The organism is Leucobacter sp. 1207-22 (assembly GCF_052850455.1).
Genome location: NZ_VXCR01000004.1, coordinates 55,559 through 75,058, shown reverse-complemented (window position 1 = coordinate 75,058; position 19,500 = coordinate 55,559). Strand labels below are relative to the sequence as shown.

Sequence of the window (19,500 nt, the reverse complement as noted above, 5' to 3'; positions counted from 1 at the left end):
TTACTTCCCTCCTGCAATGGGCACTTTGACGCCGGTCGTTGCCGAGATAACCGGTTCAGGAGCGGGATCCCTCGGCCTGCCATTGCCGCGGCTGTTGAACGCAGGAATCTTCTTCAGGAAGCCCCAGCGTGGGAGCAGCAGCGCAAGCACAACGAGCACCGCCGTGACTGCACGCATATCGTTGGGGTTGAGGCCTGCAGACAGCGCGATGAAAATGATCAGGCGGTACAGCACCGAACCGACGATGACCGCAAGGCTTGCCATGAAGATGTTCCGCTGACCAAGGACCGCCTGTCCAAGAATCACCGAAGCGAGTCCGATGAGGATGATGCCGATGCCCATGCTGATATCGGCGAAGCCCTGGTACTGCGCAATGATCGCCCCAGCAAGGGCAACAAATCCGTTAGAAATTGCGAGCGTCAGGATCTTCATCCGATCGGTGCTCACACCGAAGCTGCGGATCATCTGTTCGTTATTGCCCGTCGCTTGAATCGCGAGGCCAAGGTCTGTCGACAAGAACCAATCGAGCGCGAGCTTGATGAGGAAGACCGCCACAATGAAGATGATCATTGCGATCCAGGTCTTTCCGATCCAACCGTTGTCACGGAGTGGGGACATGATGGTTTCCTCGCGGAGGAGCGGCAGGTTTGCCTTCCCCATAATCCGAAGGTTGATCGACCACAGGGCGATCATCGTCAGGATTCCGGCGAGCAAGCCATCGATCCGCCCCTTCGTGTGGAGGAGGCCTGTGATGATACCCGCGACCACGCCCGCTGCTGCGCCTGCGAGAGTCGCAAGCAGCGGGCTCTGGCCAGCCACAATCATCGAAGCGGCTACTGCGCCACCCGTGGTGAAACTACCGTCAACCGTGAGGTCAGGGAAGTTCAGCACTCGGAACGTCAGGTAGACGCCGAGCGCCATGACTCCGTACAGGAGCCCAATCTCAAGTGCACCGATCACAGGATTACTCGATGACGGTGTCTGCGCGCTCAAGGAGCGACGCTGGAATTTCAACGCCCTGGCGCTTTGCGGCCTCTGGGTTCACGACGAGTGAGAGTTCCTTCTGCGACTCGACCGGCATTGTCGCGGGATCTTCGCCGTCCTCGAGGATGCGGAGCGCCATCTCGCCAGCCTGATAGCCGAGCTTCTCGTAGTCGATTCCGAGGGTTGCCACAGCGCCACCTTCGACATGAGTGGAGTCTGCACCGACGACCAGAATGCCGCGATCTTCTGCGACTGAAATGAGTGATCCGAGACCCGAAGCAACGAGGTTGTCACTCGGCGTGTAGATCGCATCGATGTCGCTGAGCGCTTCAACTGCTTGCTTGAGTTCTGAAGCGTTCGTGATCGAGGTGGCTACGATCTCAAGGCCGCGCTCCTTCGCCGCTTCCTTTGCAATTGCGACCTGTACCTCAGAGTTGGCCTCGCCAGAACCGCAGACGATACCGATGCGCTTCGCGTCTGGCTTGATCTCAGTAATGAGGTCAAGCTGATCGGCGACGGGGTTCATGTCGCTCACGCCCGTCATGTTTCCGCCTGGCTTCTCGTTGCTTGCGACGAGACCAGTCTCGACAGGGTCGGTGACCGCAGCGAAAAGGAGGGGGATATCAGTGTTGTTTTGCAAGAGTGCTTGCGCTGACGGTGTTGCGATCGCAATTGCGAGGTCGAGATTGCTGGTTGCGAACGTCTGCGAAATGGTGGTCGCCGTTGGCACCTCACCGTTCGCGTTCTGCTCGTCAAAAGTCACCGTTTCACCCTCGACAAAGCCTGCATCGATGAAGGCTTGCTTGAAACCAGCACTCGCTGAATCAAGGGCAGGGTGCTGAACGAACTGGCTGATGCCGATTTTGTATGACTTGCTGTCGCCAGCGCCGGCGTCGTTGCCAGCGTTCGACGAGCAAGCACCCAGGAGAAGAGCTGCGGAAAGGGCTACGCCTGCTGCGGCGAGAGTCCTGCCGCGGAGCTTGTGAATGGCCATGATGTCCTCAATTGCTGTGGATGGTCAGAATGGGTCGACACGGCGCTCGTACTCGAAGTACTGGGACAACGCCGTCCCTGGTGGTTGAGCGTAACGAGCCGTTGCTACGGAGTAAACATGTTCTTTGTTTCCTAGACAGGTGTAGCGATTAGCCGGTTCAAAACGCGTCAGAGCTATACAGGTTGTATAGCGGAAAGTGCCTCGATGACGGCTGCGTTCTCAGTTGCACTGCCGATTGAAATGCGCACACCTTCACCAGCGAAACAGCGTGCTGAGATGCCGTTGGCTTCGAGCGCACCATTAATTCGGTCACTCTCTGGTCCCACCGGGAGCCAGACAAAGTTCGCCTGTGAGGAGATGACTGGGTACCCCAGTGCAAGCAGCGCATCGGCCAGATGCTGTCGTGAAGCGATGATGTCGGAGATCCGCGCATCAAGTTCTGTCTCTGCTTCGAGCGATGCGACTGCCGCTTCCTGCGCGAGTGCGGTCACGGCGAAGGGAACGGAAACCTTGCGCAGCGCCTCTGCAACCTCAGGGGGTGCGATTGCGTAGCCAATGCGGAGGCCAGCAAGTCCATATGCTTTCGAGAATGTGTGTAACACCGCGACATTCTGGTGTTTCCGAAACTCCTCGATGCCGCTCGGCGAGTCTGCGGCAGTATCAAAATGCACATAGGCCTCGTCAATCACCACCAAGATATTGTCGGGAATCGCCGTGAGGAAATCATCAAGCTCGCGCTGCGTGATCACGGTTCCCGTGGGATTGTTTGGATTGCACACAAAGATCACGCGAGTGCGATCAGTGACTGCCGCCGCCATGCGAGGCAGATCATGACGCGCGTCTGCGTCAAGTGGAACCTCAACGGGCACAGCTCCCGCGACACGTGTGAGGATCGGGTATGCCTCAAATGAGCGCCACGCAAACATCACCTCATCGCCGGGCGCGGTGAGCGCATGGATGATCTGCCCAGCAACCTCGACTGACCCTGCACCTAGCGCGATGCTGTCTGGCGAGACTGCAAAGCGCGCGGCCAACGCGTCTACGACAGGCTGCGCAGCAATGCTTGGATAGCGATAGATCGCGTCTGGCAAACACGCTGCAACTCGTTGCTGCACGGACTCGAGGGGTGGATACGGGTTTTCGTTCGAAGAGAGTTTGTAGCTCTGACCTGTTGCTGAGACCGGCGCGGGTTTACCTGCGCGGTATGCCGCAACCCGTTCGAGGCCGGGACGGAAATGAAGAGTCATTCGGGGCTCACTTTCTCGTGTTGAGTGGTTCGGCCGCAACTCTAGAGACGTGAGAATTCAGACGTCAATCAGTTCATTTTTCAGGGTGCAATCTGTACTGACAGGTAGGTACTGCTTGCGATATGGTGGGCAAACTGTCTAGGCAAGGAGGCCACATGGCAATTGACGTGCTTGATGCCCGACTCATCACATTGATCAGCGAAGAAGCTGGCATATCGGTGGTCGAATGCGCCCGCAGACTCGGTATCGCGCGCGCGACTGCGCAGGGGCGGCTTGACCGGCTTCGGAAGACCGGCGTCATCAAATCAATGGCACCGCATATTGACCCGGTCGCACTCGGGTTTCCGATCCGCTGTTTCTGCTCGGTGCAGATTGATCAGCGGATCGGCCATGATCGCGTGTCGGTGGGTCTTGAAGCGATTCCTGAGTTGCTTGAACTCCACACAGCGACAGGCGACGCGGATCTCTTTGCTGCGATCGTTGCGCGATCCACTCACGACCTGCAACGGGTATTGGACCTCGTTGCGACAGCGCCTGGTGTGATTCGAGTTTCCTCACAGCTTGTGCTCGGAACCCACTTCATGGGCCGCACGCTTCCGCTGGTGAAGGCCGCGCTCATCACACCCGCATAGGGGAAGAAACACCAACGCGGGCCGTGCAGATTCCAAAGAATCCGCTCGGCCCGCGTGATGTGTGACGCCTACGCGTCTTGCGCAGGTGCCTCGCTCTGCGATGCAGGAGTCGCCTCAGCGCCTGCACCAGTGCTTGATCCGCCACGGCGGCGGCGACGGCGACGGCGCGGAGCTGACTCTCCCTCGCCATTCTCGGGAGCGCCAGCGACCTTCTCTGCGCTGTCTGAGCTAGCAGGCTTGCTCTGCGCGTGCGACTCGTGACGGCCCTCACCGCGGGGGTTGGAGCTGCGAGTGCGGGTACGTGTGCGGCGATCGCCGCCTTCACGCTGGCCGTCCTTCTTCTCGCGGTCGCCTGAAGCGCGACGTGAGCCGTTGCGTGGAGCTGTCTCCTTGACGGGAGTTGCCTTCAGGCGGCCCTTTGACCCCTCAGGAATGTTGAGATCCGAGAAGAGATGCGGTGACGACGAGTAGGTCTCAACAGGCTCGGGAACACCGAAGTCAAGTGCCTTGTTGATGAGCGCCCACTTGTGCAGGTCATCCCAGTCAACGAAGGTAACAGCGATGCCTTCGCGGCCAGCACGGCCGGTACGACCGACGCGGTGCAGGTAGGTCTTTTCGTCATCAGGGACGGTGTGGTTGATGACGTGGGTGACGTCGTCAACATCGATGCCACGAGCTGCAACGTCGGTAGCAATCAGAATGTCTTTCTTGCCAGACTTAAAGCTCGCCATTGCGCGCTCACGCTGATCCTGGTTGAGGTCACCGTGCACCGAAGCCGCGTTGAAGCCACGATCGTTGAGCTCTTCCTGTAGCTTTGCTGCTGCGCGCTTGGTGCGCATGAAGATGACGGTTTTCCCGCGGCCCTCTGCCTGGAGGATACGGCCGATGACCTCGTCCTTGTCCAGGGCGTGTGCGCGGTAGATGACGTGCTCGATATTTGCCTGTGCCGCGCCCTCATCTGGGTCTGTTGCGCGAATGTGCACGGGGTTCGACATGAATCGACGCGCAAGTGTGACGATGGTGCCTGGCATCGTCGCCGAGAACAGCATGGTGTGGCGCTTCGCCGGTGTCTTTGAGAAGAGCTTTTCGATGTCAGCAAGGAAGCCGAGGTCGAGCATCTTGTCGGCCTCATCGAGGACCATCTCGCGCACGCTCGAGAGATCGAGCAGGCGCTGGTTGGAAAGGTCGAGGAGGCGGCCGGGAGTGCCAACGACGATCTGAGCGCCGGCCTTCAGCTGTTCAATCTGGCCTTCGTAGGCCTTTCCGCCATAAATCGGAACCACCGTTGCAGCGCGGCCACGGGCTGCAAGCTCGAGGTCTTCATATACCTGTACCGCGAGCTCACGGGTGGGAACGACGACGAGCGCTTGGACACCGGACTCAGGGTTTTCGCCAATGCGCTGCAACAGTGGCAGGCCGAAACCGAATGTCTTGCCCGTACCAGTCTTTGCCTGGCCGATGATGTCCTGGCCGGTAATGGCGAGGGGAATCGTCTGCTCCTGGATCGGGAACGCATCAACGATGCCTTCCTGTGCCAGCGCATCAACCATGTCCTGATCGATTCCAAGTTCAAGGAACGTTGTCACAGTGAGTGACCTCCGAAGTGTGCGGTGCTGCGCATGCATACTTCCGGCGCAGCGGCCCCCGCTTCCGTGAGCGAAGGCGATGAATAGTTCATCCATATTCTATTCCAGAGCCTGCGCCAACCCGAGGTAGGCTATTTATCGTGTTCAACTGGATTCGCGGCATCGGTAAAAAGCAGACGTCATCGCGCAAAGTGCGTTCTCGTGACGAGTCTGTCGGCGCTGAGAAGGTTGAAGTCGCCGCATTTGCGCCCGAGGTACTTGAATTTCTCGGGCTGACGGCCTATCTGCAGCTCGAAATGTACGAGGCCGCAACGCGCGGTGTCTCGGGTGCTCCTACGCTGCAGGCGAAGGAAGTGCTTGCTGGGGTAGCTGGCGCCACATTGCAGAAGCATCAGCGGTTTACCGCGGAGATTCGCCGCCGCGGCCGTTCGCCACACGTCGTGATGGAACCGTACTCGTCGATGATCGAGGACTACATCACACGTATTGATGCAGCTGACTGGCATCAGCACGTGCTCTCCATCTACCTCGTTGGCGGCCTGTTTGACGACTTCTTTGCAGAACTCGCCGGTGGCATCAAAGATCCCTTCAGCCGTGAAGCCATCGCAACGTTGAGCGATCACTCAGCGCGTGATGAACTGAAGCGGCTGTTGCAGGCTGAGCTTGAAGCTGACCCAAAGCTCGGTAGCTGGCTCGCCGTGTGGGGCCGTCGCCTCGTAGGCGACACGCTGCTGATGGCGCGCGCCGTTCTCTCACGAAGCGCAAATCGTGAGTTTGACGCCGACGCCGTCGAGCCCGTGTTCACTGAGCTCATCGCTGACCACATTCGCCGCATGGACGGCCTCGGCCTCACCGCGTAATGGTGACGGTCGACGCACAGACTCCAGAGTGCCGGTATTTTGTCGCGGATCTGTGCCGCTCGTGTGCACTCATAGAAACGCCGTATGCCGTGCAATTGCGCGACAAAGATCACGCCTGCCAGGCAATGCTCGGGACACATGGCCCGGCAGCGGAAGCATGGCTACCACCTGTCGCTGGCGGCGTCACTGAGTTTCGTAATCGCGCGAAACTCGCTGTCGGCGGTGAGGTGGGCGCAGTCACGCTCGGCATTTTGGATCTCAGCCGTGAAGCGAATGGTCGCGGCATCGATCTCACGGACTGTCTGATCCACCAGCCTGGCCTACAGCGTGCGATTCCACGTATTGCAGAATTCCTGAACAGCACGAAGCTTGCCCCGTACTCGGTTCCGAACCGCAAGGGCGAGCTGAAGTATGCGCACCTGACAGAAGCACCCTCGGGTGACCTGATGGTTCGTTTCGTAGTTCGATCAAGTGGTGCCCTCGATCGGATCCGCGCGCTCATGCCAGAACTCCGTGAGCAACTACCGCAGGCCACGGTGATCTCGGTAAACCTTTTGCCTGAGCACAAAGCCGTGCTTGAAGGTGAGCACGAAGAGCTGTTGTATGGATCGTCGCTCGCGATGGATCTCGGGTCGGTATCTCTGCACTTGCAGCCGCAAAGCTTCTTTCAAACCAACACGAAGGTGGCACAGTCGCTCTATGCGCAAGCAGCGGAGTGGACTGCGCAGCTGAACCCCGCATCGTTGTGGGACCTGTACTGCGGTGTCGGCGGCTTTGCGCTCTTCTGCGCAGATGCGGGTGACGAGTCTGGGATGCGAGATGCCGTGGGGATTGAGGTCAGTGAAGCTGCAATCCGCTCGGCGACCCGGAGTGCGAGTGACGCTAGCATACCTGTGCGTTTTCAAGCGGGAGACGCGACTGCATTTGCCCTTGAGAGCTCACCGGAGTCTGCCCCAGAACTCGTGATCGTCAATCCACCACGTCGTGGCATCGGCGCTGAACTTGCGGACTGGCTAGAGGGATCAGCTACTCGATCTGTGATCTACTCGAGCTGTAACCCGAAGAGCCTTGCTCAGGACCTCGCCAGAATGCCCTCATTGCGCGCCGTGAAAGCACGCCTGTTCGACATGTTCCCGCATACCGGGCATGCTGAGGTTATGGTGCTGCTTGAGCGAGTTGCCTCGGAATAAAAGATTCCCCGAGACAACCCGCTCAACAGGCGTTAGCCGATGAAGCCAACCTTGCGGCCGGACTCGCCACCGAACTCGATGAATGCGACCGAATCGGCAGCGACGATAATCTGCTTGCCCTTCGAATCTGCGAACGTTGCAAAGCCTTCAGCCGTCTGAGTGAGCGCAGCGCGCACCTCGTCGGCCGTTGCCTCGGTCTCGAACGCGAGTTCGCGAGGTGAGTGCTTGATGCCGATACGAACCTCCACAGGGAGCCTCCTCATAAGTGCTGTGACCTGACGTCACGAAGTAGGTACACCGCCGAGTCTATTCCTGACCTCTGGCACTGCACCCCAGAAATTCACGCCGTTCGCCGCAAGCGCACCGCGCAATGTCTGTGGTCGTCATTAGGCTGAACGCATGATCGAATTTGATGGCGCACAGCGTGCAGTCCTAGCTGGCGATCCCAGCAAGCATGCGCGTGTGCTTGGTGCGCCAGGGAGCGGCAAGAGCACACTCGTCGTTGAACTGTTTGCTCGTGCGCTTGACCTGCCTGGTTGGACTGAGCACGACGTATTGGCAGTGGCATCTAGTCGCCGACCGGCTACGGCACTGCGTAGTGCGATCGAAAGTCGAGCTGGGCGTGCACTCGGCGGTACACCGGTACGCACACTCACCTCGTTTGCGTTTTCGGTGCTCGCGGCAGAGGCCGCTCGTACAGGTTCGACAGAGCCCCGTTTGCTCACCGGCACGGTACAAGACGAGCTGATCTCAGCATTGATTGATGAACGACTCGACGCTGTCATGCGTAGTCGGGCAGATCACTCGGACGTCGCCAGCGAGGTACTCGGTGAGGTGAGCGGGCTTGCCTCCGAAGTACTTCGCAGCCCGGCATTCCGAGCTGAGCTACGAGAGTTTTGGCGAGCAATTGACGACTTTGACCTGAACGTTCGAGAACTTCTCGACCGATTGGCTGCGTTGCGGGGTACCGCGGCATCTCTGGCGCACTCCAATGCGCCAGAAGACCAGCTGTTAGATCGCTGGGTCGAAGCGTTGCTCCTCGTTGAAGCCGTGGAGTCTCGTGTTCGTTCCGAACGACCGGGGGAGTACAGCGCGAGTGGTCTGCTCCGCAGCGCTGCGGCGATCATCCGAGCAGGCGACGTGCAAGTTCCTCGCCTGCTGGTGATTGATGACGCGCAAGAAATTGGTGAGGGTCAGCTCGCACTGCTCGCGGCATGTGCCTCGGTCGGCAGCCGTATTTGGGTGTTCGGTGATCCTGATGTGACGACTGAGACCTTCCACGGTGAGCGGTCATCAGTGCTCGCGAGCCTCAGCAGAGAACTTCGCAGGCGAGGGGTGACGGCTGAAGACGAGCAGTCGTGGGCGCTCGAGTATGTCTACCGAGGCGGCCCACGCTTACGTAGCTTCTCGCAGAGCATTGCTGCTCGCATTGGCGTCGCAGGTGCGGGCCAACAGCGTGCAGCATCGGTGAAGCTGCGCAGCACACCAGAAGAAGAACTCGCTGCCGAACGGATCGAGTTCGTGCGCGCAGGTTCAACGTCAGAACAGCTCGGCATGATCGCCCACCGCATGCGTGCAAACCGACTTGGACTCAACCGTGAGGCTCCGCTGCAGTGGGATCAGATGGCGGTCATTTGTCGGTCACGTGCGGAGGCATCGCGTGTAGCCAGGGGCCTCGCAGGGCACCAGGTTCCGACGGGAACACTTGCCGGTGGCATCGTGCTGCGTGAGCATCGGATCGTGCTCGACCTGATTCGTCTGTTACAACACGCACTCGGAATTGCGACGCTTGATGCGTCAGAGGTCCTGCATCTTCTCAGCGGCCCAATTGGTGGTCTCGACCCTGTCGCCGTGCGCCGACTTCGAGGGTCGTTGATGATGCAAGAACGACGCCTTGCTCGAGCTGAGGCTCGCGAGCCCGTCGCAACCGAGCAGCTCATACTCGAAGCGTTTCGTGTGCCGGGCGTCGCTCCTGCCGTCGATAGTAAGCAGGGTCGTGCGCTTCGTCGTCTCGGAAAAATTGCCGAGACTGCGGCTGCCGTTGTCGCGGCTGATGGCACACCGCGAGAGACGCTTTGGGCGCTCTGGCAAGGGACCCGACTTGCTGAAGGGTGGCAAGAAGAAGCTTTGCGCGGCAGGGGAGCGCGGGCAGAGGAAGCGAATCGATCGCTCGATGCAGTCTTAGGGCTGTTCTTCGCTTTGCAACGCCATGAGGAGCAAGTGAGCGAGCAACCCATCCACGCACTGCTCTCTGAACTTGCCGAAAGTGCCGTTCCCGAAGACTCGCTCGCTCGAAGTGGCGAAAGGCCCGCGGTTACGGTCACCACTCCGCAGGGAGCGGTCGGGCGCGAGTTCGCACACGTTGCAATTGTTGGTTTGCAAGACGGGGCCTGGCCAAACACTCGCTCTCGTGGGTCAATTCTGGGCACCATAGCGCTTGAGCGTTGGCTCCGGGGTGGGGCAGCAGTAGCGCCAAGCCGGAAGGACACAATCCATGATGAGCTCCGGCTGCTGTACCAGGCCAGTTCGCGCGCACAACAAGAACTTCTCGTTGTCGCAGTGAGCGACACTGATCAACATCCAAGCGCGTTTTTCGGCTTCGGAAAAGACTGGCAGGTCGATCCGCTTCCGAGCACACGATTGACCCTGCGCGGGGCGACTGCCGCGATGCGGCGACGGCTCACAGCTGATCCGACTGACACAACGGCTCGCGACTCGATTGTGCAGCTTGCACGGGCCGACGTCGCGGGAGCAGCACCAGAGAGCTGGTACGGCGTGCTTCCCGTGAGCACTGAGGCTCATCTGTTCACGAACGACCAGGGTGAACGCGAGATTGCGGTTGGCCCATCACAGCTTGAGACTGTCGAAGGCTGCGCACTCAACTGGGTAGTTGGCGCGCTTGGCGGGGGGACAGGCAACGTACAAGCAAGCCTTGGAACGCTTGTGCATCATGCGTTTGAGAACGCGGTCACCGCCGACCCAGAGGACCTGATGGCTGAAATTCGTCGTGAGTGGCGAAAACTCCCGTTTGATGCGGAGTGGGAATCCGAGCGGACGTTTGAGACCGCAGAGCACATGGTCGCGGGACTCAGCGACTACCTGCGAGAGTTTGACGCCTCTGACCGTCAACTCATTGGACACGAGTCAGGGTTCCACGTCCAAATTGGTGACGTGACGCTGCGTGGGAACGCTGACCGGCTTGAGGGACTCGTCAAGCCGGACGGCATTGAAATTACTGTGCTCGATTTGAAGACCGGTGCGTCGGTCCCGTCAAAGCCAGCGACAGAACAACATCTACAGTTGCAGGCGTATCAGCTTGGCGTACAGAACGGAGCGTTCGATGGCCTCACAGAAGGCAGTGCAGAGCTCGGTGAAGTGATGTCTGGCGGGGCACGGTTGTTGTACGTACATCCGAGCGCGACGAAAGGAAAGGGCTTCGTGGAGCGTGTGCAAGCGCCCCTCGAGCCTGAGACGCGAGACGCCCTGCTCGAGCGCATCGCTGCCGTTGGTGACAGTATGGCGGCGGGCAGCTTTACTGCGCGAGTCGAGCACCACTGCACAGACCCTCATCAGTTTGGCAATTGCAGAATTCATATTATTCAGGCGGTGAGCCACGCATGAACGAGGTCCCCATGCAGATCGCACCAGTGTTCTCAGCAAATCGCATTGCAGAGCTTCTCACCGAGCCTGGTTCGACACCACTCATTCCGACGGACGAACAACGTACCGTGATTGAGCACGAGCTCGCTGGAACGGCGCTCGTGATCGCTGGTGCTGGCAGCGGCAAGACCGAGACAATGGCGAATCGAGTAGTCTGGCTCGTCGCCAATGGTGCGATTGAGCCCGACCGAATCCTTGGCCTGACCTTCACGCGTAAGGCCGCGGGTGAGTTGCGCGAGCGTATCTCAGGGCGGCTGCACACCTTCGTAGAACGTCTGGTCGACAACGCCGAGCGTGGGCTCCTGACCGAGCCAGAACGGCTTCGGGCAGCTGAGCTCGTCGTGCTTCTCGAAGACGGCCTTGATCAGCCAGAGGTGAGTACCTACAATGCGTTCGCGTCGGGGGTGCTGCAGGAGTTTGGTGCAGCCGCAGGAATCCCCCCGGGGGCAACAGTGATCGATGAGGCCACTGCGTGGCGGGTCGCGCGTGAGGTTATTTTGGCGAGCACTGACCCTGAACTGCGTTCCACTGACATGCGTACGCCAGAACTCATTCGGCACACGATGGCGATCGATCATGCCGTCGCAGACAACCTCACGTCCTTCGCCCAGACGCGTCAGATCATTACTGAATTCTCGCGTGTGCTTGACCTGCCGTACAACGAAAAAGACGCCATCGGTGGCCCCGAAGGAAAAAACTACGCTCCGGTGCGTGACGCGGTTGCGAATGTCGCTGACACCCCCTTGCTTGCACGTCTTGCCGAGGCATTCTCCGAAGAAAAACAGCGGCGCGGTCTGATCGAATTCTCCGACCAGCTTGCGCTTGCTTCTCGAACGCTCGAAGTCGTACCTGAGGCGGGCGCGGTGTTGCGACGTCGCTACGGCGTCGTGCTGCTCGACGAGGTACAAGACACCTCTGTCGGACAGACGCGGTTGCTCGCTCGCATCTTTTCAGGGGTACCGGTGATGGCAGTGGGCGATCCGCACCAATCGATCTATGGCTGGCGAGGCGCCTCAGCTGAAGGTCTGCAATCGTTCCATGCAGATTTCGCAGCGCGCGGAACAGGACAACCGCAACCAGCTGCGACATTGACTCTCTCCACGAGCTGGCGAAACCCGGTCACCGTGCTCGAAGCCGCAAACGTGATTGCCGCACCACTCGCAGCCGCATCAGCGATTGAAGTGCCAAAGCTTGCTCCGCGACCTGGCGCACAAGACGGTGCGGTTGAGTGGCGATTCCCAGAAACTTTGCACGAAGAACAGGAGGCACTCGCCGCCTGGATGGCTGAGGAACGGGAACGCTACATCCGGGAGAAAGGTGAGCTGCCCACTGCCGCCGTTGTGTTCCGAAACCGTCGACACATGGCACCGTTCTCTGCAGCGCTCACGACCGCCGGAGTGCCGAACATCATTGTCGGACTCGGTGGCCTGCTCAGTACGCCGGAAATCACCGATGTTGTGAGTACGCTGCGTTGTGTTTGGTATGCGGACGCAGGTGGCGACCTTATTCGGTTGCTTGCAGGCCCTCGTTTCAGACTCGGTGTCGCTGACATTGCTGGTCTGAAGGAGGCCACACGATGGTTTGGTCGTCGAGATGAGACGCAACAGGAACTCTCGCCGGAAGACACTGCGGCTGACAGCGTGCTGCCTGACCCAGACCGGGACTTCACACTCATCGACGCGCTCGACCAGATTGCTGCGATCCGCGACCCGATGCGCGGTGGTAGAAAGCATGCCGCGCTCAAGTCGATCAGTGATCTCGGCGTCGAACGGCTGAGAGAAGCCGGTTGGATGCTCGCCAGCTTGCGTCAGCGCGTCGGTGGCGATGTGATTGAACTCATCCAAGCAACGGTGAGCGCGCTGCGGCTCGACATCGAGCTTGAAGCGCACGAGGGTAGGGAACACGCAGGCGGTGCTGCTGCACTTGCAAACCTCGATGTATTTGTCGACCTCGTGGAAGGCCACCTGGCCATCGATAGCCGAGGGACGCTCGCATCTCTCCTTGAGTGGATCGAGCGCGCCGTTGAGGCTGATGAAGTTGAAGAACACGTGGCTGCGCCGGCTCCAGGCACCGTGCAACTCATTACTGCTCACGGCTCCAAAGGTCTTGAGTGGGACTTCGTGGCGATCCCTCGGATGGTCGAGGGTGAGGTTCCAAGTACCCCACGACGCGGCGTTGGATGGCTGCGAAAGGGGCAACTGCCTGACGAGCTGCGCGGCGACGCCGCAGCTCGTCCGATGCTGAATTGGCGGATCGCGACCAACCAGAAGGAGCTGAAAGAACGTATCGCTGAGTACGTTGCCGAGTCGAAAGAGCGTTTTGCGGAAGAAGAACGTCGCCTCGGTTACGTCGCAGTGACTCGAGCAGCAAAGAAGTTGTTGCTCACCGGAAGCTTCTGGGGAGGTCAGACACGTGCCCGTGTCCCCTCACCCTTCTTGTATGAGTTGCAAGACCAAGGGGTCATTGAGGGGTTGCCTGCGGGATCTGTTCACGAAGAGGATCCGAGTGAGACGCAAGAACTCACGATGCAGTGGCCACTTGATCCGCTCGGGCGGCGGACAGATGTGGTGCATTCTGCTGCAGCGGTGGTCACCGAGCGTATTGCGGCAGCACCGGAACCGTCGGAACTTGATGTAGACCACACAGTTGAGCTGCTTCTCGCAGAGCGGGCGGCTCAGAGTAGCGACACAACGGTGGTGCACACACTTCCGAGTCGTATTACCGCGTCGACTTTCCATGAATTCGTGGAAGACCCTGACACGGCTGAGCGCAACCGGCTTCGACCTGTTCCGCAGCGGCCATTCCGCCGCACCCGAATTGGCAACCGATTCCACGAGTGGGTTGAGCGTCGTACAACCACCCCGCTCGGCACAGGCGTTGCCCTGTTTGACCTCGAACTTGATCTCGAATTGGAGGAGGCAACGGAGTCGTACATCGATGAGTCTGAGCTGCAGCCACTCATCGATACGTTTGAAGCCTCGCGCTGGGCGAACCTGCAACCACTTTCCGTCGAACAGCAGGTTGCTTTGCCCTTCGCAGGGCGCACGCTTATCTGCAAGCTCGATGCCGTCTACGCGCTTCCGCCGCGCGATGGTGAAACCGAACCACGCTTCGAGGTAGTCGACTGGAAAGCGGGTCGATCGCCCCAATCGCCGAAGGAACGTGAGACTCGGTTCTTCCAACTCGACCTGTACCGGCACGCCTACGCGCAGTGGGCTGGTGTCGATCCAGGCCGGATCGATGTCTCGCTGTTCTACGTCGCCGAAGGTATCGAGCTCAGAGGGGATGAGATCCGTACCCTCGCGGAGCTTGAAGAGATTTGGCTAGCGGCAGCCGAGCACGTTAGCGACCCTCAGGCTGCTGATCACGAGTAGGGAGGACGTCGTCTGAAAGAACATCGGTCTCGAAATCGGCGTGCTCGTCATCAGTCCCAGCAGAGTGCTGCTGCGGTGACTGTGCCAGGTCATCATCACCGTACGCCTCAGTTACCTGGTCGTCAGAAGACTCAACGTCTGACACAGCCGCACCGGCAGTTTCCTCCCTTGAGGCCGCAGTAGTGCCAGAAGTGCTGCTTGTGTTGCGCGTGCCAACGGCATCACCAGGGTTTGCCGCACTGATTGGCTCAATGAAATCAGTATCGTTGCCGAACATCCGGTCCTCATCGAGCGCCTCGTATGCCGCGGTGTCTGACATGTGATCGGTGACTTCAGGGGTCTGGCCGAGGAGATCGAGGGCTTCGTCTGCGTTGAGTGGACCGCGAACCACGGTTGCAGGTGCGAGTAACGTCAAGGCGTCGACGAATCGGTCAAGCATCCGTACAGCGTCGTCAACGACCTCTCGGTCATGATTCTCGACACCGTGCAGCAGCCACTTCGCGATTTCGAGTTCGTGGTAGAGACGGCTGCGAGCAGTCAGCGCATCCGCATTTCCTGTGTCAACGAGGCCGAGGTACGCATCAAGTACGGCGGCGAACGCGCCGTTCGAAGCGCCATGCAGCCATGCCAGGTCGGCAGCGGGGTCGCCAACTCCACACTCCGACCAGCCGAGCACACCGAGAATCTCATCGTCTTCGACCAGCAACGCCTCAGCGTTCAGCGAACCGTGCGTCACTACCGGCGAGAAATCCCATAGCTCGGCATTCTCGATCACTTCAAGCCAGCGGCGGTGCACGGTGTTCGGCAAGAACCGGGTTGCATCGGCGCGATCGATAATTCGCGTGGCGAGTAGCCGGAGGTCATTTGCTGTGCGGACGGGAAGGCCACCCTGCTGCACCACGGAACGCGGGAGCGCATGAATCGCAGCGATACCTGCTGCGATTGGATCAACGAGGAGTGAATCAGCTGCGAGCGTTGCCGGATCGATCCGCCCGCCAATGAGGAAGGTTGAGACGACCGCGCGTGTGTCTCCAGAACGAGTCATTCCACGTCCTTCTGGGACAGCGAACGGCAATTGTGCGCGTGCGCCCTCGGTCAACGCAGAGAACGCGAGTAAACTTGCAGCCTGCGAAACTTCAGCCGCATGGTTCTTCGGCACGCTGACGAGCAGCTCCTCGCTAGCAGTCGTGAGCACCGCTGAACGGAAGTCCTGCCCTGCAGGATTGTAGGGACGCACCGCAAGCGGCTCGAGATCCGGTACCGCGGAGGTCGCGAGCGCGGCTAGGGTGAGAGGGGTGCTGGACATGACCTTAGGGTAAGCAACCCAGGCGGTCGGTTCCACGCGCCACGCGCACGAGCGGCGAGAGCAAATCTGAGGAGGACGCGATGAACGCAGGCGACACGAAGCCATCGGAAGGTGTTCCGCTGGGTGCGGGCTACCTTGACCGCGATTCTGCGATCCGCACCAAGCCAGCTGCGCTCGATGCGGCATGGGCCTCATCGGGAGCGTGCGTGCTTGAACTCCGCGCGGGGCAGATTCCAGTCCGAAGCGAAGGTGCACACCAGTCTCGACTGGTGTTCGTTCCTGCCGCAGGCATCCGCACAGACCGCGAGATCTTCATCGGACGCCTCGGCGGAGTGGCAGTGTTCGCTCGCGAATTCGACGCTAGCACGCACGCGGCGGCGGGGAGCACCGCCGGGTATGACGCGGGCACTGAATGGGTGCACTCATTTGTCCGCGGCGGAGAGCTGTCCGCCGGGGAACGCGAAGTGTTTACTGTCGCTGCCGCCCTCCTGAACTGGCACCGATCAGCAGGATTTTCGCCGCAAGACGGCACCCCGACAACTCTTGCTGACGGCGGTTGGTCGCGCCGAGATGCAGCTGGCGTCGAGCTGTTCCCACGTATGGATCCCGCAGTGATTGTCATCGTCGAGCACGACAACAAGCTCCTCATGGGATCGAACGCGCTCTGGGAATCTGGCCGATTCTCACTTCTCGCTGGGTACATCGATGCCGGTGAAACAGCTGAACATGCGGTTGAGCGGGAGATGCGTGAAGAAGCTGGCGCTCGAGTGACCGACATCACCTATGTAGCTTCTCAACCGTGGCCGTTCCCGCGCTCGCTCATGCTAGGTTTCCGTGCAAAGCTGGCGGCGGATCAGCTCCCTACAGACCTTGTTGCAGATCCGGAAGAGATTTCCGAGCTCCGCTGGTTCTCGAGAGATGAGCTGCGGAATCCGCCTGTTGGAATTCAGCTGCCTGGCGACCTTTCAATTGCGCGCTGGCTCGTTGACCTGTGGCTTTCAGAGGGTGACGCGTGACGAGCAGTATCTCGAATGCAGAGCAGGTTCTGGCCGGTCTCGACCCTGACCAGCGCGCTATTGCTGAGACGCTGTCTGGTCCTGTTGCAGTGCGAGCTGGTGCTGGAACCGGCAAGACGCGTGCAATCACGCATCGCATTGCATATGGCGTGCGCACAGGCGTCTATGCGCCGGAGCGTGTGCTTGCGGTTTCATTTACTCGAAAGGCAGCTGGCGAGCTACAGGGACGCCTACGTGAGCTCGGCGCTGATGGTGTGAAAGCACGGACGTTTCACGGTGCTGCGCTTGCACAACTGAGTTTCTTTTGGCCACAGTTCGTCGGTGGCGATGCTCCACAGATTCTCAATGGCAAAGTGCCCGTTCTCGCGCAAGCAGCCGAGTCACTCGGAATGCGGCTGAGCACTGACACGCTTCGTGACGTCGCGTTCGAAATCGAATGGCGCAAGGTCTCCCGGCTTGACCTTGATGGGTATGCCGCAAAAATCGGTGAACGTCCGGCGCTCAACGGGCTCACCCCCGAGACGCTGATTGATTTGCACTCGAAGTACGGCCAGATCCTTGAAGAACGTCGTCAGATCGACTTTGAAGATGTACTCGTATTGCTTTCTGGCATGCTTGAGATCGAGCCGCGAGCAGCAATGCAAGTGCGTGAGCAGTATCGGTTTTTCACCGTTGACGAGTTTCAGGACGTCTCGCCACTGCAGTATGAACTCTTGAAACTGTGGCTAGGTAATCGGAACGATCTCTGTGTTGTCGGCGACGCAAGCCAGACCATTTATTCGTTTGCTGGTGCGTCAAGTGATTACCTCCTCGGATTCGGGACCGAATTTCGTCAGGCGCGAGAATTCAAACTTGAGCGAAACTATCGTTCGACCGCTCCGATCGTCGCTGCAGCCAATCGACTCATGAAGCAGCGACCGGGGGCGCTGCAGCTAAAGCCTATGCGCGGCGGTGTCGAGACCCCCGTAGGCACAGAGACTGTCGCTGCGCCTGAAACGCAGGTGCTCGCGCCAGGATTTGAGTGGTTCGCCACTGACCAAGACGAGGCGCAGGCTGTCGCAGCTTCTGTTGCGGCTGCTATCAGAGGCGGAACGCAGCCGTCAGATATTGCAGTACTTGCGCGTACGAATGCGCAGCTTCTCCGCATTGAAGAAGCGCTTGCCAAGCAGGGAGCGCAGTCACAGGTGCGCGGAGGCCAGCGCTTCTTCGATCGCGCAGATGTGAAGCGTGCCGTCTTATTGTTGCGAGGCGAAGCAAAGACTGGTGACTCACGCCCGCTTTTCCAGGTCGTCAGTGATGCGTTGCGTGCAGGGGGCTGGACCGTGCAACCTCCGGAGGGCGCGGCTGAACGCGAGAGCTGGGAAGCGCTGAATGCGCTGCTTGGCCTCGTTGATGAAATGCCAGCCGGAACCACAATTCGAGAGTTCGCTGACGAACTGGTGGCTCGTCAGCGTTCGCAGCACGAGCCAAAGGTAGAGGCGGTCACGCTTTCAGCTGTTCACGCAGCGAAAGGTCTTGAATGGTCCCTCGTACATGTGGTTGGCATGAGCGAAGGAATGTTCCCGATTAACTACGCACAAGATGAGGCAGCGATCGAAGAAGAACGTAGGCTCTGCTACGTTGCCGTGACTCGTGCGCGCGACCGGCTGTTTCTCTCAGGCTCGCGACAGTCAGGACCAGTGCCGTCACGCTTTATTGCCGAGGCTGGCATCTAGAGAAACTGGCATCTCACGTCGGCAGCCGTACCTCCGAAGAGGTCACGCGGCCTGCTGCGCTGCAAGCGTGCAACCGCACTCCGCATGAGGAACAATTGTTTCCCAATGACTCGCGCCAATTCGACTCGTGCTCGCAGGATGATCGCCGCGGCTGAGCGGAATGACGAGCTGTTGGTGCCGAACCCAGGCATGTCCCTGACGCCAGGCTTGCACGAAAGGCATTGCATGAGCGATCGCCAGTCTGGTCATCGTTGGCGTCTCTGAGGCGGGAACCTGTTGTACGAGCTGGGCCGCAAGCCGAGGAGCAAGCGGATCTTCGTCGACGATCTGGAGCGCTTCGCACGTGTGACACGGCGCACCCTCACTGCCGACGAGCGGACCGATGCGGACCCCCACATCCGTGTATCTGATGAGTAAGTGCGGGACTCCGTTCATCAGCCAGCGCTGGGTCCACTCAAGTGGCTCAAGGTACCGAATCACTCGTAAGACGAAGTCTGGCCGCGACGTGATCCGAGTGAACGCGAATGCGCCGCAGGCATCGAGCGCGTGCGCGAGGCCAGTGACATTTCGGCCGTTGTCGGCGATGAATGTGCGAAGCGCGGGAGCGCCAGTCATCTTCCCAGTCTGGGACTGGGCGCTCGACGTCACATATTGGGGGAGGACCGCTGCAAGCGAGCTGGCATCCGCATCGCGACAGCCAGCCATACGGATAGCCTCCGCAACGGCAGCGACGGGATCCGCCGCGTTTGAGACCCCTGCACAGAGCAGTTCAATCGTGCGTCTTGCCGCCGCTGAGAGTGGGCCGAGCCGCACAGCGACCTCGTCGAATCCCAGCCTGAGCGTGTCTGGTGTTTCCCAACAGAGCGGGACAGCGTCAAGTTTCCAAGTGGTTCGAGTCATAGCTGCATTGTGAACGCAGCAGAGGTTCCGCTGAGT

Annotated in this window: 14 protein-coding genes; 7 read left to right on the top strand and 7 right to left on the bottom strand. The window is 59.8% G+C overall.

Annotation, left to right across the window (positions count from 1 at the left end; translation table 11 throughout):
* From FW756_RS08470 to hisC, 3 genes are all read right to left on the bottom strand, one after another.
* Positions 1-960 (bottom strand): ABC transporter permease, encoded by a 960-nt coding sequence (locus tag FW756_RS08470; protein ID WP_446430030.1) that lies wholly within the window; start codon positions 958-960, stop codon positions 1-3.
* A gap of 4 nt (positions 961-964) precedes the next feature.
* Positions 965-1,978: an ABC transporter substrate-binding protein gene (locus FW756_RS08465; RefSeq protein ID WP_446429731.1), complete on the bottom strand. Its 1,014-nt coding sequence runs from the start codon at positions 1,976-1,978 to the stop codon at positions 965-967.
* Positions 1,979-2,151: 173 nt separating this feature from the next.
* Positions 2,152-3,225 (bottom strand): histidinol-phosphate transaminase, encoded by a 1,074-nt coding sequence (hisC, locus tag FW756_RS08460; RefSeq protein ID WP_446429730.1) that lies wholly within the window; start codon positions 3,223-3,225, stop codon positions 2,152-2,154.
* A gap of 155 nt (positions 3,226-3,380) precedes the next feature.
* Here hisC and FW756_RS08455 point away from each other — a divergent pair, with 155 nt between their 5' ends.
* Positions 3,381-3,857 (top strand): Lrp/AsnC family transcriptional regulator, encoded by a 477-nt coding sequence (locus FW756_RS08455; RefSeq protein ID WP_446429729.1) that lies wholly within the window; start codon positions 3,381-3,383, stop codon positions 3,855-3,857.
* Between the two features lie 68 nt (positions 3,858-3,925).
* Here FW756_RS08455 and FW756_RS08450 read toward each other — a convergent pair whose 3' ends face one another.
* Positions 3,926-5,443, bottom strand: coding sequence for a DEAD/DEAH box helicase (locus FW756_RS08450; protein ID WP_446429728.1), 1,518 nt, complete (start codon positions 5,441-5,443; stop codon positions 3,926-3,928).
* A 140-nt stretch (positions 5,444-5,583) separates the two neighbouring features.
* Here FW756_RS08450 and FW756_RS08445 point away from each other — a divergent pair, with 140 nt between their 5' ends.
* A complete protein-coding gene (locus tag FW756_RS08445; RefSeq protein WP_446429727.1) occupies positions 5,584-6,303 on the top strand; it encodes a ferritin-like fold-containing protein in 720 nt (239 codons plus the stop codon).
* The gene (locus FW756_RS08440; RefSeq protein ID WP_446429726.1) at positions 6,303-7,493 is read left to right on the top strand and encodes a methyltransferase domain-containing protein; all 1,191 of its coding nucleotides are present in this window, start codon (positions 6,303-6,305) and stop codon (positions 7,491-7,493) included. The genes FW756_RS08445 and FW756_RS08440 overlap by 1 nt, the downstream gene beginning before the upstream one ends.
* Positions 7,494-7,525: 32 nt before the next feature.
* Here FW756_RS08440 and FW756_RS08435 read toward each other — a convergent pair whose 3' ends face one another.
* Positions 7,526-7,741 carry a DUF3107 domain-containing protein gene (locus FW756_RS08435; RefSeq protein ID WP_446429725.1) on the bottom strand — a complete coding sequence of 72 codons (216 nt, stop codon included), beginning with the start codon at positions 7,739-7,741 and terminating at the stop codon, positions 7,526-7,528.
* Between the two features lie 151 nt (positions 7,742-7,892).
* Between FW756_RS08435 and FW756_RS08430 the strand changes: the two genes are divergently transcribed.
* Entirely contained in the window at positions 7,893-11,114 is a 3,222-nt protein-coding gene (locus tag FW756_RS08430) for a PD-(D/E)XK nuclease family protein (protein WP_446429724.1), read from the top strand.
* Positions 11,111-14,527: an ATP-dependent DNA helicase gene (locus FW756_RS08425; RefSeq protein WP_446429723.1), complete on the top strand. Its 3,417-nt coding sequence runs from the start codon at positions 11,111-11,113 to the stop codon at positions 14,525-14,527. Before FW756_RS08430 ends, FW756_RS08425 begins: the two co-directional genes overlap by 4 nt.
* Here FW756_RS08425 and FW756_RS08420 read toward each other — a convergent pair.
* Positions 14,496-15,833 (bottom strand): phosphotransferase, encoded by a 1,338-nt coding sequence (locus tag FW756_RS08420; protein ID WP_446429722.1) that lies wholly within the window; start codon positions 15,831-15,833, stop codon positions 14,496-14,498. The two genes, FW756_RS08425 and FW756_RS08420, sit on opposite strands and share 32 nt — an antisense overlap.
* Before the next feature lie 80 nt (positions 15,834-15,913).
* Between FW756_RS08420 and nudC the strand changes: the two genes are divergently transcribed.
* Both nudC and FW756_RS08410 read left to right on the top strand, forming a co-directional pair.
* Positions 15,914-16,849, top strand: a complete 936-nt coding sequence (nudC, locus tag FW756_RS08415; RefSeq protein WP_446429721.1) for an NAD(+) diphosphatase — start codon at positions 15,914-15,916, stop codon at positions 16,847-16,849.
* A complete protein-coding gene (locus tag FW756_RS08410) occupies positions 16,846-18,564 on the top strand; it encodes an ATP-dependent helicase (protein ID WP_446429720.1) in 1,719 nt (572 codons plus the stop codon). Before nudC ends, FW756_RS08410 begins: the two co-directional genes overlap by 4 nt.
* 42 nt (positions 18,565-18,606) lie before the next feature.
* Here FW756_RS08410 and FW756_RS08405 read toward each other — a convergent pair whose 3' ends face one another.
* Positions 18,607-19,464 carry a hypothetical protein gene (locus FW756_RS08405; protein WP_446429719.1) on the bottom strand — a complete coding sequence of 286 codons (858 nt, stop codon included), beginning with the start codon at positions 19,462-19,464 and terminating at the stop codon, positions 18,607-18,609.
* Positions 19,465-19,500 lie beyond the last annotated feature (36 nt).